Origin of the sequence: Streptomyces sannanensis, from assembly GCF_039536205.1 — a bacterium.
GTDB lineage: Bacteria > Actinomycetota > Actinomycetes > Streptomycetales > Streptomycetaceae > Streptomyces > Streptomyces sannanensis.
The window spans coordinates 114,907-129,018 of record NZ_BAAAYL010000002.1; the positions used below are offsets into that span (position 1 = coordinate 114,907).

Genomic DNA, 14,112 nt, shown 5'->3' on the forward strand with positions numbered 1-14,112 from the left:
GACCCCGGCTTCTACTTCCCCGAGTGGGACAAGGGTGAGCAGGACTCCGCCGAGTACCCCTCCCGCGTGCACTTCGCATGGGAGTTGCCAGCTGCCCCGGTGCGCGGCCTCAAGGACCGCGTACGGCACATCACTTGCGAGCTGGCGCCGATCGGGCCCGCGACAGCGCCCGGCCGGACCGACGACGGGCATGCGATCCGTGAGCAGGTGGCCGGCGCCGATGGCGACCCGGTGCTGACGGTCGGCGACACCATGGATGCGGTCATCAGCATCGTGACTCGCACCTACCCATGGGTGCCGAGCAAGCCCTCGGCCACGACCTGCTACCTCACCGACGCCGAATGGCTGCTGGAAGACCTCGGCAGCGCCCACGACGTGTTCAGCCTGCCCGGCGACAATGCCGCCTACCGGGTGCGCTCCGACGGCCAGGTCCTCGGCCGGCTCGACCTCATGGTCGACTGCATCCCGGTCGTGCACGTCCCGAACACCGTGCCCGACGTCGCTGCCCATCGACCGCTCCACCGGCCAGCCGCTGCCCGTACGGGTGGAGGCCGGCAGCGTGTGGCAGCTGAACGACAACGGCCGCGTGGACACCCTCGATACCTCCGCGCAGCTCGCCGAACTGCGTCAGCGCGTCGACCACCTACTCGACCGGCTCGCCGCCAACACGCGCCTGACCGCGGCAGGGCTCGGCAGCCTCGACCCGGCCAAGCTGCCGAACGGGTACTCGCTGCAGATCGCCCTCGGCCCGCTCGACTCCCGCGTCGGCGGGATGCGTCTGGCCCGCGAGCACAAGTACCAACTGCTGCTGCGCATCGTGCAGCGCCTGCACCAGGCCGGGCCCACCGTGATGGCGGGCTACTGGGGCCGCAAGGGCGAACTCGAGCGCGCTGCCGTGACCGCAGTCCAGGTCGAACAGGGAGAGCTGGGCTCCGGGATGGGGGCGCTCGCAGCGGACGATGATGCGGGTGCCCTCGGGGTAGTCCGGCAGGTCGACCAGGCCGGTCAGCTCGGCGACCTCGGCGCCTTCGCGCAGCGAGCCGTCCTGCTCGAGGGCGGGGTGTCAGACCTCCTTGGGTAGATGGCAGATCGCTCGGCGGGAGGGGGGCTCGGTGATGGACCATCCGACGGAGAAGGACGTGCGGATGCCGCGGGTGACGGGCCGGGACAGTACGGGGACGGCGCGGCGGGCATGAGAAGGCAGTGCTTCATGGTTCAACCGCCCTGTTTCCTGGGGTATTTCACCATTCACAACTTGCGGAATGACTCGCCCGGGAAGATGATGGAATCATCAGGTCGGGCATTTCACTAAGAGCCGTAACACCGTGGTGGCGATCAGTATCACGCCGCCGACCTCCTTCTTCGCCCGACCACCGGCCGACGGCTGGGTACGCGCTCGCCCTCGCGGTGAGAGACACGCGTCTGAAGGAGACACCATGAACGCGCCGGCCGAGAGCGGGACAGCCGTGCCCCGCTACTGCGCCCAACCTCCGCAGACCCAGCCCGTGTTGCGCCCGGACCTCAATCCGAACCGATCGAGGGCCATACTCCTGGTCCGCGCCAAGTGGATCAACGGCACGGTCCTGCACTACGCCTTCCTCGACCAAGGCGGTGACATCGGAGGCCCGGAGCAGCTGGACGAGGTCCGGCACGCCTTCCAGGCCTGGAAGGCCCTCGGGATCGGGCTGGAGTTCCAGGAGGTGGCCGATCCCGGCGACTCCGAGATCCGCGTCCTCTTCCGGGAGAGTGAGGGGTCCGCGTCGTACGTCGGCCGGGACAATCTGGGCATCGCCACGAACGAGCCGACCATGACGTTCGGCTGGGACCTGACCACCCCGTACGGCAAGGCCACCGCGCTGCACGAGATCGGGCACGTGTTCGGCTTCGCCCATGAGCACCAGAACCCGTTCGCCGGCATCGTCTGGAACGAGGAGAAGGTCTACGCGGACCTCGCCGGACCACCCAACAACTGGCCCCACGAGGTCACGTTCAACAACATCCTGCGCAAGCTGTCGCAGAACGAGGTGACGGGTTCCACCTGGGACCCCGACTCCATCATGGAGTACAGCTTCGGGCCCGGGCTCATCGTGCGTCCAGAAGCCTACCGCGGCGGCATCCCGGAGACGCTGGGCCTGTCCGCCACGGACAAGGAGCGTGTGCTCCAGTGGTACCCGCCGCTCGTCGCCCAGCCAGCCAGACTCCAACCGTTCCAGTCGGCGCCGGTGCAGCTCGCCACCGGGGGTCAGGCCAACTTCGAGATCATTCCACCGGAGACCCGGAGCTACCAGGTCGGCACGTTCGGCAACAGCGACGTCGTCCTGGCCCTCTTCGAGGAGACCGCCGACGGTCTGCGGTACGTCACCGCCGACGACGACAGCGGACAGGACCGCAACGGACGCCTCGATGTCAAGCTCGTGAAGGACCACCGTTATGTGGCTCGGGCCCGCCTGTACTCCAGCTGGGGCAACGGCTCGATCGCGCTCATGTACTGGTGAGCGGTGGTGGCCGCCCCGGCGTCCGGGGCGGCCACCGGGCGAGGGGCACGGCGCGTGTGCTCAGCCGTGCCACTCCACCTCGAAGACCCATACGTACCGGCCCGACCTCCGGGCCGCCTCGGGCACGTCGATCACCAGCGCGCCCCAGCTCCCGAGCAGACCGACCTCGACATCCTCGACACGGCGATCACCTTGCTGCAGCAGACCGGCCGCGATGCCGCTCTCACCCAATGGCTTTGCGACCTCGCCGAACGCGGCCGCCCCGGAGCCCTGGCACGCGCAGCAGACCTCCTGCAGCACGCTGGCCGCGCCGACGAGGCGGTGACCTGGCTCGTACCTCTGGCCCAGGCGGGATACCTGGGCGCCGAGCTGCTCGTGGCCGAAATCCTGGAGGAATCCGGATGTCTCGACGAAGCCATCACCTGGTACCGGCAGGCCGCCCAGTCCGGCTACCCCAGCGCCCGCAGCGCACTGACACGCCTGTCCGCCACCAGCGCCCAGTCAGCCCCATGACCCGGGGCAGAACACCCGCCGATCGCAGGCCCGTGCATCCGCCACACTTCAGACATGGGTGCCGGGTCAGGGGGTGCTGGGCGTCGGCTGGTTGTCGGAAACAGTTGAGCACCATCCGTCAGTGCGAACCACCAGGTCACTGAGGCTGCGCCGCTAACGCTCAGATGACACTCCCCCGCAGACCAGCAGCGGCCGGGGCACTGTCGAACGAGCGGCGCGAGCAGCTGGAGGACATCGCCCCGTCGTGGTGCCCCGCCTGGCCCGTGGAGTGGCAGCGCGCCTTCCACCTCACCCGGTGCCACCTGGAGGCCAGCGGCACGCTGCCGACCAAGCCCGGCGACGTCGTGCACCAGGGCGAAGACCTGGGCCGGTGGGTGCGCTCGGTCCGGCTCGGCTGGGACAACCTCACCACCGTCCAGCAGTGGATGTGCGAGCAGGTCCTCGGGATCGAGCCCGCGGCCGAGGACGAGAAGCCGCAGCCACGCCGCACGCAGGCCGACAAATGGGGCATGAACTACGAGGTCGCCCGCCAATTCTACCAGCGCGAGGGGCATCTGAGAGTGCCGAGGAAGCACATCGAACGGCTCGTCGGCGGCAACGGGGACGGGAGCGGGGAGTACCAAGAGGTGCGAGAGCTTCGACTTGGGGCGTGGATCGGGAACCAGCGGAGCCGGGCCGCGACACTGGCGCCGGAACGGATCGAGCAGCTCTCCGCCATCGGCATGCGCTGGACGTAGTCCAGCATGTCTGGGCAGCGGGGGCCGGGCAGGGTGATCCTGTCCGGCCCGCTGTCGACGGGTCAGCCGTCCTGCTGTGCAGTCTTCCAGTGCTCGGTCAGCTCGTCTTGATGGGCACCCTGCCGGCGTCGTACACCTGTCCGGTGAGGGCGTTGACTCGGTAGGTTTCGACGGGAGCCGGTGCCTGCGCATCGTCGGTCTGTCCGGCGTGGGGCGATGTCACGTTCACGAGCCAGTAGGGCTTCCACTTGCCGTCCAGGTCGTCCGCCTTCACGGTGACGGCCTTGGTCTGAAACTCGGCGTCGGTGCTTCCGTTGGCCCGCAGCTCCGCCGCCACGGCCTTGTTTACCGCCTCCTCGGCCTGCCGTGCGTCGAGCTTGACCTCGGGGAGGTCTGCGCGCGTCGGGCCGAGGGTCACGTCGATCTGAGATACGCGCCCGGCCCTGTCGATCTGGACGTCCAGCATCCTGGGCATCAGAACGTCGTTGTGAGTCCATCGCCAGTTCGTCATCCAGCCCAGGCTGGCCTTCTCGCCGACGGGATCGGTCTCCTGCACAGTCGCGCTCGTCGCCCATGGGTATTGCCGGCGGGCGTACGCCTGCGCGATCTCATGTGCCTCGCGGTCGGTGGTGGGCGCTTTCGCCCCCTTCACCGGGTATCCCATGCCGGTGGGCCGGTCGCTGTCCTCAAGCAGTACTTTCAGGTGCTTCTTGTCCGGCCAGGAGAGGCTGCCGTTCCCGAACAGCTCGGACTGGCCCTTCTCACGGATGTGCAGGTGGAAGATGACGTCCTTGCACGATGTGTCCAGGCAGGGCTGCTCATACAGCTGGCCGATTGTGTACCGGTCGCCGAACGCTTCCTTCACCGCCGCCTCGACAGCGCGCTTCTGGTCTGTATCCGCCGCGGAGAGGCCGCTGCCGTCAACGTTGGTGAAGGCGAGCATCGGGCGGGCGACGCCCGAGCCCAGCAGGAACAGTGCGAGGGAGGCGATCAGTGCGCCCTTCACGCCGCCCTGCCACAGGAGCGACTTGCGCACGGTGAGTACGGTTGCGGCGATGGCGAGTCCCGCCAGTCCGCCGATGATGTTCATCTCGGCGTCCGAGCTGTCGCACACGCGCCCCAGGCCGTCGACGGTGGCCTGCGTGAATTCGATGGCCAAGGGCAGGGCGATGACGCCGACCAGGGCGGGAAAGGGCCGGCGGACGGCCAGGAGGGCAAGGGCGCCGACAGGCACCATCATCGCCAGGTTCCACAGCCCCTGCGTGGTGTGGAAAGGCTCGGCGAACTGATGGTTCAGGACGCATACGTCGCTGGCCGGGCCGGCGCCCATGAAGGTGACGCCGAGGACACCGGTGACGGTGAAGGCGAGTCCAGACCACCACAGGCCGTGAGTGTTGCCCAGCCGGCGAGCGAGCACCCATGCCGCACCCCCGAGAATCAGGGCGGTCAATGTGCACGCGACCAGATAGCCGACGTGATGCTGGAAGATCGCGGAGAACACGGCGCGGTCCTTGCGTAGTCAGAGTGAGGTAGGCAGGGCCGCAGGCCCCGCCTGATCAGACGGAGCCTGCAGGGTGCTGGTTCCAGCAGTGCGTGGTCGGCGTCTGGAACGTGCCGCCGCTGTAGTTGAAGACACCGGTCATGCTCTTGCAGTAAGCGCTGCTACCCACGCCCCACGACTTCAGCACGGTCTGGCCCGACCTGATGGAGAAGTAGGAGGAGTACGTCGTAGATCCTTCGACCAGGCCACCGTCGAAGCCGGGGATCTCCCAACGGTAGGCCTTCCCGCGGTCATGTGACACGGGACAGCAGAGACATCCCGTACGGAGGTGTGCCTGCCGGTCCCGCAGGCGACTGCGACGGCGCGGTCAGCTTGCACCGTAGACGCAGGAGTTGCCTGCGGTCATAAGCGTGCCGACCCAGTAAGCATCCTTGTCCATGATCCGCATCTCCTTCATGAACGTCAGGAGACCTTGCCAGTGCACAGGATCCGGCGCAGAGTCTCCCGGCCGACCATCGCCACCACCTACCTTGTGCTTGGCCAGTTGCTCGGCGAGCTTGCCACGGGTGCGGGCGGCGGCTTCGAGCGCGTCGGTGACCAGCTCGGTGCGCATGTGGTCGGCGATCGACCAGCCCACGAGCCGCTTGGAATGCAGGTCCAACACCGTTGCCAGATAGAGGAATTGACCGTCCCCGACGGTGAGATACGTGATGTCGCCCACGTACTTGGTGTACGGCACCGGGTCCTCGACCGAAGCGGCCCCGCGGCCCGAGATCCTGAGGCTGCCCGGCACCACCGAAGACCACCCCATGGACATGTGGGTCCTCACCCCGCAGCTGTGGGAGGACCTCCTGGTCCAGCACGGCCTCACCATGGAGGCGGTCACCGCGATCGACTCCCCGAAGCCGGACAACCGCGTCTCCTACCGGCTGTACTCTGCCCGCCGCCCGCAGCGCGTACCGAGCCGCCCCCGCACCAGCGCACCGCCTCCGCCGAACACCGCGCTGGGGGTCGGTGTGATCGTGCACAGCCCGGACGGAGTCCTGCTCGGGCAGCACCGGCGCCGTACGTGGGAGCTCGCCGGCGGAACTGTCGAGCCGGGCGAGACCTTCGCCCAGGCCGCCGTCCGCGAACTCCGCGAAGAAGCCGGCCTCCTGGCCGACCCCGATGACGTGCAGGTGCTGGGGACACTCCTGGACCGGGTGGGCGACGTCGTACGGCTCACGGTGCCTGTCCTGATCACTCGCTGGTCCGGCGTCCCGCAGCAGCGCGAGGAGGCCATCGGCGCCTGGCGGTTCTGGCCCCTGGGCGCCCTGCCCCAGCCGCTGTTCGTTCCGAGTGCTCAGTGCCTGACGGCATGGGATCCGGCGCTACCGCTCGACCATCCGCCCGCCCACTTCCAGCCCTACAGCCCATGACATTGCTAGTCGACCACGTTCGCCCGCACCCCTGCCCCTGACCAGCGTCACGAAAGAAGGCATCACGCCCATGACCCCACCATCCATCCCGGCCCGGCCGTCCCTCCTGGGGGTGTTCGCGCACCCGGACGACGAAGCGCTCTTGGCTGGCGGTGTGCTCGCGCAGCACGCCGCCTCCGGTGCCGACACCGCCGTCGTCACCGCGACCTGGGCCTCAGGCAGCCACCGGGCCGACGAGCTCGCCGACGCCCTCAGGGTCCTGGGCGCCGGGGAACCGCGGATGCTGGGCTATGCCGACCACCGCATCCCCGAATCCGCCCCCGGCCGACTGCGGTTGTGCGACGTCCCGGTCGACGAGCTGGTGGAGGTGCTCGTCGGACACATCCGGGCGGTGCGCCCTCAGATCCTGATCACCCATGATGCCTATGGCCAACTGACCGGGCGTCCCGATCACGTACGCACCCACCAGGCCGTCACCCTCGCCTTTCACGCCGCGGGCCTGGAGCACCGCTGCCCGGATGCTGGCGCCCCGTGGCAGCCCGCCGCCCTCTACGCCGCGGCCACGCACCCACACTCGGGCGTGGGCGAACTCGGCGCGTTGTTGGAGCGGGTCGGGAAGAAGGTGTTGTCCGTCCCGGACCATCACGTCACCGTTACGGTCGACGTGAGCGGCCATCTCGAGCAGAAGTGGGCCGCGATCCTCGCGCACCGCGGTGAGGTCGCCCGCGAACGGCCCCTCCCTGGCATTCTCGCCCGCCTTCCCGAAGGCGACCGCAACCAGATCATCCAGACCGAGCACTTCACCCGCCTCACCCCCGGCCCCACAAAGGGCGACCCAGCCCAGCTGATCATCTGACACCCCGGCCCCGTGCCAGCCGCCCCTTCACCGCCCACGAGCAAGCACTCACCGATTGGAGAGAGATGACCACGACTTCTGCGCCCGACGAACTTCCCAGTGTGGCGATGACCGAGGAGGCGTACGGGGCGCTGCGCGCCTCGGCCGCCCTGTGGGCCGGAACCTCCGTGCTGATCACCAACCAGCGCGGGCAGGTCCTGATCCAGCGCGTCGGCTACCGGCCCAGCTGCCTGCTGCCCGGCGGCGCCGTCGACAAGGGCGAGTCCCCCGCCCAGGGCGCTGCCCGCGAGCTGGAGGAGGAACTCGGCGTCACGGCGAACGTCACCCGCGGGCTGGCTGTCGACTGGGTCTCCCCCGCCGGCCGCTCAGCGTCCCCCGCCATGAAGTTCCCCGGCAAGCTCCTGCACGTCTTCGACGGCGGCGCCTGGGACGAGGACCAGATCGCGGCAATCCGGCCCGCACCGGGCGAGATCGAGGCCGTCGAGTTCGTCGAACCCGCTGACCTGCCCGCTCTGATGTCTCAGGGCGACGCCCGCCGCGCCCTGTCCGCGCTCCGCGCCCGCATCAGCGGCGCCGGTCCCGCGTTCCTTGAGGACGGGCTCCCGATCGCCCCCACCGTCCTTGACCAGGTCGGCGCCCTGCGCACCGCCCGAGCCCGTCACCACTTCCCCTTCCCCCCCGCCCCGTCCCCGAAGGCCTCACGGTCCGCCAGTCCTGGGCGTGGACCTTCGCCCCAGACGGGCGTGTCCTCGTCCTCCTCGAACCCGACACCGGCGCGGCCTGCCTGCCCGGCGGCACTCTGGAACCCGCGGACTACGCAGACCCCGAGACCACGTTGCTCCGTGAAGCCCGCGAGGAGGCCGCCGCCGAGCTGGCCGGCACCAGATATCTCGGGTACCTGTCCGACCCCGACGAACCCTGTGCGCGCGTCCGCTACGCCGCCGCCCTCACGAGCCTCGGCCCGGCCCCTGTCGATCCGGCCACCGGTCGCACCTACGTCCGAATCCTGGCTACCCCGGAGCAGGCCCTGGAACTCTTCGACTGGGGGCCAACCGCGGCCGAGCAGCTCCAGGCAGTCCACCAGGCCCGCATCCTCCTCGGCATTCCCCAGGCCGGTCGTCAGCCTGTCACCGAACTCAGCGCCCCCACTACCTGGTAGCGCAGCACCGCCCGAAGCGAAACCAGCCGAATCCAGGACCCCCATGTCCGACGTCGCTCCCTCGGCCGACCAGCCATCTGCGCACCGACGCCCGCTCAGGAAGAGACGATCCCATTGGGGCACCGTTCCCGGCCGGCGCAGGGCGGGCAGGTGGACGGCATGCCGCAGCCGCCGCCGGGATCATCCTCGGCCAGAGCGGCTGCGGGGCCCGGTCGCGACCCTGCGCGGCATCTCCTACGAGGGCGGCGTGGCGGCGATGTGCCACCACGGGCCGTGACGCTGCTCGGGGCCGTCGCCCTCCACATCGCGGCCCAGCCATCCCCGTCGCCGTCACGCCGGGAGCCGCCGGAGCAGCTCGCCGGTCCCCGTGTCTGGGCCGCGAGCGGTCACGCTACCTTTAGCCGGATGCAACCACATCAACCTTCCACCACCCTCGCACCCGCCTCGACGTCCTACGAGCAGCCCGGCACTCGCACGAGGATCGTGGTGCTCTCCCTCGTAGCCGGGCTTGTGCTTGGCGCCGCGGGGATGGGCGCTGCATGGGCGATGAGCGCCGACTCCAACTCCCCTGCTGCTGGCGGGACCCCAGCAGCAGATGCGCGAGCCGCGTGCGAGGCACTCGACGGGTTCGACGCGGGGAAGTACACGGAGAAAGGCTCTGGCGGCGAGATCGCCCTCAACCGCTATGCGGCAGCCGGGGCACTCTCTGCCTCGGCGGCAGCGGGCGACGCGAAGTACAAGGAGCTTGCACAGGCCATTCGCCGCTCACAGGACCGCCACGCCCAGGTCTTCGAATTTGACGCGACGGTGAAGAAGGATTTGGACCAGGCTCGCGAGATCTGCCGCGGCCTGTAGCCCCGCCGCCCCCAGAGGACCCACGGGCCGCCGGCGGCGTGGGGAATTCCGGGCATCGGCCGCGACCTGCGGCACGATGGGCCGAGCTCACCCTGCACCACGTCGCACAGCGAGACGAGCTCCTGCGCTACCGCCCCCGGCAGCCCGACGATCCGACAGCGTACGCGTGGGTGGTGAGCGAGGCGGTGCTTACGACCTTGGGAGCGATTGGCTCCGGGATGTACTGGCCCGCTGGCTGGGTGGGCGGGTGCGCCTGGGATCCTTCTCCTCATGAGCACACCACCAGACGGATTGCCCATCTACCGAGTCTTGACCGGACGGGACGACGCCACGTTCTGCCTGCGTGTGAGCGAAGCGATTGATCTTGGCTACGAGCTGCATGAAGGCCCCGCAGTCACCTTCAACGGTGAGAGCGTCATCGTGGCCCAGGCGCTGGTCTGGTCAGCACGGTCGTAGAGGCCTTGTAGGCAATCGCGGTCGCGATCGGCCCGTGACGTGAGAAGGGCCGCACGGGTTGGGTGAGTTGTGAGGCTGACCTGGGCCCGTGCGGCCTGTTCCCATCCTGCCCTGTCCGGGGTCTCTCGCGCATACTTCGGTGAGTTGCTCGAAGAACTCGCACCGAAATGGCAAGCGAGCCGGGAGTCGGCGCTGCGCGAGCGGCGTGGCGGGTTCGACGCCGGGCGGCCGGTGCCGGGCCCAAGCAGCGCTTGGTGTTCGCCGATCGGTTGCTGGTCACACTGGTACACCTTCGGCTCGGGCTGCCGCACGCGGCGCTCGCCGAGCTGTACGGGGTGGATCGCTCCACCGTCTCGGGGGCGATCCGCGAGGTCCGGCGGCTGCTGGCCGCTCGCGGTTTCGCCGTGCCCGATCGCCCCGGACTGCGGTTGCGCACACTGGAGGACCTGTTCACCTACGCCGACGCCGAGGGCGTCGAACTGCGGATCGACGGCACCGAGGTGCAGGTCCGCCGCCCGCGCGCGGGACCCCCGGCCGCAAGGCGTTCGTGTCCGGCAAGAAGAAACAGAACACCATCAAGACCACCACCTTCAGCGACGACCAAGGACGCTGTGGGGCTCGTAAAGTCATCGCTGCTGGTGGGAGCCCGCGTGCAAGGCCCTCGGTGGTGGCTGGGATGCTGCACCCCGTGATCATCTCGATCCTGTACCGGGCCACCCGGGCGTTGCTGTCCGTGCCTGCGGTGCTGCTGCGCCGGGACAAGGCCAAGGACGCCGAACTGCTGGTGCTGCGGCACGAGAACGCGGTGCTGCGACGACAGCTCAGCGGTCCGGTCCGCTACGAGCCCGCAGACCGGTTCTGGCTGGCCGCGTTGTCGTCGCTGATACCGCGCCGCCGCTGGAGCGGTGTCTTCCCGGTCATGCCGGGGACGCTGCTGGCCTGGCACCGCGGGCTGATCGCCGGCAAGTGGGACTACTCCGACCGACGCCGACGCACCGGGCGCCCTCCCACGGCCGCCGCGCTCAAGAAGCTGGTTCTGCGTCTGGCGCAGGAGAACCCGCGGTGGGGCCACCGACGGATCCGGGTGAACTGGCCCGGCTGGGGCATCCGATCGCGCCATCCACGGTGTGGGAGATCCTGCACGCGGCCGGCATCGACCCGGCCCCGCGCCGTACCGGCCCGAGCTGGCGCGAGTTCCTCTCCACTCAGGCCGAGGGGATCATCGCGGCGGACTTCTTCCACGTGGACACCGTGACCGGCAGGCGGCTGTACGCGCTGGCGTTCCTCGAGCACGGCACCCGCAGGCTCCACATCACCGGCGTCACCGCCCACCCCACCGCGCAGTGGGCGACCCAGCAGGCCCGCAATCTCGCCGCCGACCTCGGCACCCGCGTCGAGTCGCTGCGCTTCGTTCTCCGCGACCGCGACAGCAAGTACACCGACTCCTTCGACGCCGTCTTCGAAGCCGAGGACACCGAGGTGCTGCTCAGCGCACCTCGGGCGCCGCGCGTGAATGCCCACTGCGAGCGAGTAATCGGCACGATCCGGCGCGAGGCCCTCGACCATATCCTGATCATGAACGAGGCCCACGCCCGACAGGTCCTCGCCGATTATCAGGAGCACTACAACTGCCACCGGCCACACCGATCACGAGACCAACGACCACCCGAAGCCCCGGGACAGCCAGCGGTGTTGCACGATCGCGTGCCCCGCAGGCCCCTGCGCACCCGCGTCCTCGGCAGGGTCATCAACGAGTACCGATACGCGGCTTGAGCTGCAGCGATGACTATTCGAGCCCCACAGCATATGCCAATTGGGCAGCCTACAGGATTCCTGTGGGTCGCCCTTCTGCTTCGGCGGGACTCTCGTGTCGTGACCATCACCTACGGTTCCAAAGCGGACACGGGGGCGACATGAGCGACATCCTGCATGTCCTGCACGGCCGCGACACCATCGAGTGCGCCACGGCGTACGACCGACTCGGTTGGCCCGTGGCCATCGGGCACCGCCACCGCACGGGCTCGGGCTGCACCTGCCAGGACACCGACCCCACGGTGATCCGGATTGCATCGAGAAACGGGGTTAGGACGCGCCGTCCGGCGACATCACCCAGCGGATTTCAATCGAGATCAACCACGGAGCTTGAGCCATTCGCGCGCGAGGAGTCCGTAGACGACGTCGTCGTCGCGTGGTCCGTTTGGGAAGGCCACTGCTTCGCGCAGCAAGCCCTCCTCGGTGAATCCCAGGCGGCGGGCTACGCTGCGACTACGCACGTTGTCGGTGCCGGTCCGCAGCTCCACCCGGTCCAGGCCGATGTGGCCGAATGCCTGGTCCAGGACTGCCGTGACGGCCCGGGTGACCAGCCCCCGTCCTTCGAACGCAGCGTCGATCCAGTAGCCGATCTCGCCAGTCCGCATGGCCATGTCGATCCTTAAGCTGACCGTGCCGACCAGTCGCCAGTCCCGGCCCGCCGGCACTGCGATATCGAGGGGCAACTGTGTTCCCTCAAGCCACGCTTGGCCCTGTTGCTCCAGGCGCGAGCGGGTCTCGTCGAGCGTCGTCGGGTTGTCGGCATCGAATCCCGGGTCCCAGTGTGCGAGACGCTCGTAGTTGGCCATCAGCAGGGCCTGGTGAGCCTCCGCGATCGCGACCGTACGCGGTATCAGCGCTGCGTCGTCACCGAGCGGGCAAGTGAACATGGCAGGGGTGACCGTCGACATTCGTTCTCCCCAGGTCAGTGGTGGTGAAGCATAAGCTTCGGTGGCTGACGCCGAGCGGTCAACCGGTTATAACCGCATCGTCGTTCCCAGCCCGTTCACCGGGTAGCCGCCGGACCTGCTCGTGCGGGATCCCCGGTAACAACTACCCCCGGCATCTAGTCATGCCCCGAGGAAACCGGCTACCTGATCACCGGGCCATACCAGTCTCGACCTCGGATACCGAGGCTCGCACGTGGGAGGCTCCTGGCCCCCAAGAACACGCTCCCAGCTCAGTGGCCAACTCGGGCGTTCAGTCACACGGACCGCACGACGTGATAAAGAACCCCTCGGTCCAGTGAGAGCTTCAGGTGGCGGTCAGTGGTCAGCCCACAACCCCGTCCACAACCTGGCCTGGCACATCGCCCGCCGCCCCGGCGGACTGATCGCTCTCGCGATTCAGTACGGACACATGCGCACCATCCAGGATGCCCGCACCTCCAGCGGCTACGGCTCCCGCACCCGCCGCGGCATTCACTCCGTCCTCGACGTCGAGACCGCCCTCGCCGCCGCCGACACCGCGGCTCACCTGCGGGACCGCGTCGCCGCCGACGAAAAGGTCTCCGGCCCCGCCGCCCGAAGAGCCCTCACCGCCGCAGCCACGACCCCCCGCTTCGAGGGCCGCATCGTCCCCAGGACGTTCGCGAAGAAGGCTGCCAAGTTCCTCGCCCGGGATGGCGTCGTGCTCTATGACAACCCCGATGCTTTCCTGATCTGCGCGTTCAAGCACGACAACGCGCTCTGCGACCCGAGCCGGGCGCGACAGCACCGAAGCAGTACGACTGCCGACCAGGCTGTAACACCGTTCGCACCGACTCACACGCCCGCCAGTTGCGACAACGAGCCGAAGAGGTCGAAGAGCTCGCCGCCTGCTCACCCGGCCCGATCGGTAAGCAACTTCGAGCGAACGCCAACCGGCTCCGCACGATGGCCACCGCCCACGACGACACCGCCCACCCCGCCGAGGCCCTGACATGAACCAGCAATCAGACGAGCGCACCCGCATCCGCGAGGCGATGGACCGGCTCCTGGCCGGCCAAGCCACCGACTCCAACGGCAGCCTCACCATCGTCGCCCTCGCCGCGGAGGCCGACGTTCACCGCATGGCCCTACTCAAACATCATGCCGACTTGAAGAACAAGTTCTACGAAAGCATTCGCAACGAAACTCAGCAGATCCCGGAGAACGAGAAGCGCCTCAGGGAAACCGTCGCCAAACTCAAGAAGACCCTCGCGAACAAGAACGTTGAGCTCGAAGAACTCCGTCAGCTGGTCACCATGCTCACCCTTGCCAGCGCCGTCCTCACGCACGAAGGGCACAATCGTGAAGAAACCGGACCCACCATCGGTAACGTCATCACGTTGGG

At 68.7% G+C, this 14,112-nt stretch carries 13 protein-coding genes and 6 pseudogenes; 13 read left to right on the forward strand and 6 right to left on the reverse strand.

From position 1 onward, the window contains the following. Positions 1 to 904 precede the first annotated feature (904 nt). Positions 905 to 1,057 (reverse strand): annotated as a pseudogene (locus ABD858_RS35045) (IS1380 family transposase); the annotation flags it as partial. Positions 1,058 to 1,436: 379 nt separating this feature from the next. On the opposite strand from ABD858_RS35045, the gene ABD858_RS35050 reads away from it, so the two are divergent. The 3 genes from ABD858_RS35050 to ABD858_RS35060 all read left to right on the forward strand — a co-directional run bounded on the left by ABD858_RS35050 (position 1,437) and on the right by ABD858_RS35060 (position 3,745). Next, positions 1,437 to 2,495 (forward strand): M12 family metallopeptidase, encoded by a 1,059-nt coding sequence (locus ABD858_RS35050; protein WP_345045413.1) that lies wholly within the window; start codon positions 1,437 to 1,439, stop codon positions 2,493 to 2,495. A gap of 54 nt (positions 2,496 to 2,549) precedes the next feature. Continuing rightward, positions 2,550 to 3,008: an SEL1-like repeat protein gene (locus tag ABD858_RS35055; RefSeq protein ID WP_345045416.1), complete on the forward strand. Its 459-nt coding sequence runs from the start codon at positions 2,550 to 2,552 to the stop codon at positions 3,006 to 3,008. 164 nt (positions 3,009 to 3,172) lie between these two features. After that, positions 3,173 to 3,745, forward strand: coding sequence for a helicase associated domain-containing protein (locus ABD858_RS35060; protein ID WP_425586366.1), 573 nt, complete (start codon positions 3,173 to 3,175; stop codon positions 3,743 to 3,745). Between the two features lie 97 nt (positions 3,746 to 3,842). On the opposite strand, the gene ABD858_RS35065 is transcribed toward ABD858_RS35060, so the two are convergent. The 3 genes and pseudogenes from ABD858_RS35065 to ABD858_RS35075 form a co-directional block, all read right to left on the reverse strand. After that, positions 3,843 to 5,246 (reverse strand): VanZ family protein, encoded by a 1,404-nt coding sequence (locus tag ABD858_RS35065; protein ID WP_345045418.1) that lies wholly within the window; start codon positions 5,244 to 5,246, stop codon positions 3,843 to 3,845. Positions 5,247 to 5,301: 55 nt separating this feature from the next. After that, the gene (locus tag ABD858_RS35070; RefSeq protein ID WP_345045421.1) at positions 5,302 to 5,547 is read right to left on the reverse strand and encodes a hypothetical protein; all 246 of its coding nucleotides are present in this window, start codon (positions 5,545 to 5,547) and stop codon (positions 5,302 to 5,304) included. Positions 5,548 to 5,805: 258 nt separating this feature from the next. Then, a pseudogene (locus ABD858_RS35075) lies at positions 5,806 to 5,982 on the reverse strand (DDE-type integrase/transposase/recombinase); the annotation flags it as partial. Here ABD858_RS35075 and ABD858_RS35080 point away from each other — a divergent pair. The 3 genes and pseudogenes from ABD858_RS35080 to ABD858_RS35090 form a co-directional block, all read left to right on the forward strand. After that, positions 5,957 to 6,664, forward strand: coding sequence for a nucleotide triphosphate diphosphatase NUDT15 (locus tag ABD858_RS35080; protein ID WP_345045423.1), 708 nt, complete (start codon positions 5,957 to 5,959; stop codon positions 6,662 to 6,664). The pseudogene ABD858_RS35075 and the gene ABD858_RS35080 overlap by 26 nt on opposite strands. 70 nt (positions 6,665 to 6,734) lie before the next feature. Further along, positions 6,735 to 7,520: a PIG-L deacetylase family protein gene (locus tag ABD858_RS35085; protein WP_345045425.1), complete on the forward strand. Its 786-nt coding sequence runs from the start codon at positions 6,735 to 6,737 to the stop codon at positions 7,518 to 7,520. Between the two features lie 107 nt (positions 7,521 to 7,627). Next, positions 7,628 to 7,987, forward strand: a pseudogene (locus tag ABD858_RS35090) (NUDIX domain-containing protein); the annotation flags it as partial. Here ABD858_RS35090 and ABD858_RS35095 read toward each other — a convergent pair. Beyond that, entirely contained in the window at positions 7,886 to 8,185 is a 300-nt protein-coding gene (locus ABD858_RS35095; RefSeq protein WP_345045455.1) for a hypothetical protein, read from the reverse strand. The pseudogene ABD858_RS35090 and the gene ABD858_RS35095 sit on opposite strands and share 102 nt — an antisense overlap. A gap of 116 nt (positions 8,186 to 8,301) precedes the next feature. Here ABD858_RS35095 and ABD858_RS35100 point away from each other — a divergent pair. The 5 genes and pseudogenes from ABD858_RS35100 to ABD858_RS35120 form a co-directional block, all read left to right on the forward strand. Next, positions 8,302 to 8,679, forward strand: a pseudogene (locus ABD858_RS35100) (NUDIX hydrolase); the annotation flags it as partial. Between the two features lie 483 nt (positions 8,680 to 9,162). Continuing rightward, positions 9,163 to 9,534: a hypothetical protein gene (locus ABD858_RS35105; protein ID WP_345045428.1), complete on the forward strand. Its 372-nt coding sequence runs from the start codon at positions 9,163 to 9,165 to the stop codon at positions 9,532 to 9,534. Between the two features lie 270 nt (positions 9,535 to 9,804). Further along, positions 9,805 to 9,990 (forward strand): DUF1737 domain-containing protein, encoded by a 186-nt coding sequence (locus ABD858_RS35110; protein ID WP_345045430.1) that lies wholly within the window; start codon positions 9,805 to 9,807, stop codon positions 9,988 to 9,990. A gap of 69 nt (positions 9,991 to 10,059) precedes the next feature. Beyond that, positions 10,060 to 10,600: pseudogene (locus ABD858_RS35115) on the forward strand (helix-turn-helix domain-containing protein); the annotation flags it as partial. A 66-nt stretch (positions 10,601 to 10,666) separates the two neighbouring features. Further along, positions 10,667 to 11,763, forward strand: a pseudogene (locus tag ABD858_RS35120) (integrase core domain-containing protein). A gap of 356 nt (positions 11,764 to 12,119) precedes the next feature. Here ABD858_RS35120 and ABD858_RS35125 read toward each other — a convergent pair. After that, the gene (locus ABD858_RS35125) at positions 12,120 to 12,710 is read right to left on the reverse strand and encodes a GNAT family N-acetyltransferase (RefSeq protein WP_345045432.1); all 591 of its coding nucleotides are present in this window, start codon (positions 12,708 to 12,710) and stop codon (positions 12,120 to 12,122) included. Positions 12,711 to 13,044: 334 nt separating this feature from the next. Between ABD858_RS35125 and ABD858_RS35130 the strand changes: the two genes are divergently transcribed. Both ABD858_RS35130 and ABD858_RS35135 read left to right on the forward strand, forming a co-directional pair. Then, positions 13,045 to 13,719 (forward strand): hypothetical protein, encoded by a 675-nt coding sequence (locus ABD858_RS35130; RefSeq protein ID WP_345045434.1) that lies wholly within the window; start codon positions 13,045 to 13,047, stop codon positions 13,717 to 13,719. Between the two features lies 1 nt (position 13,720). Then, on the forward strand, positions 13,721 to 14,112 hold a 392-nt coding region (locus ABD858_RS35135; RefSeq protein ID WP_345045437.1), incomplete at its 3' end, for a hypothetical protein.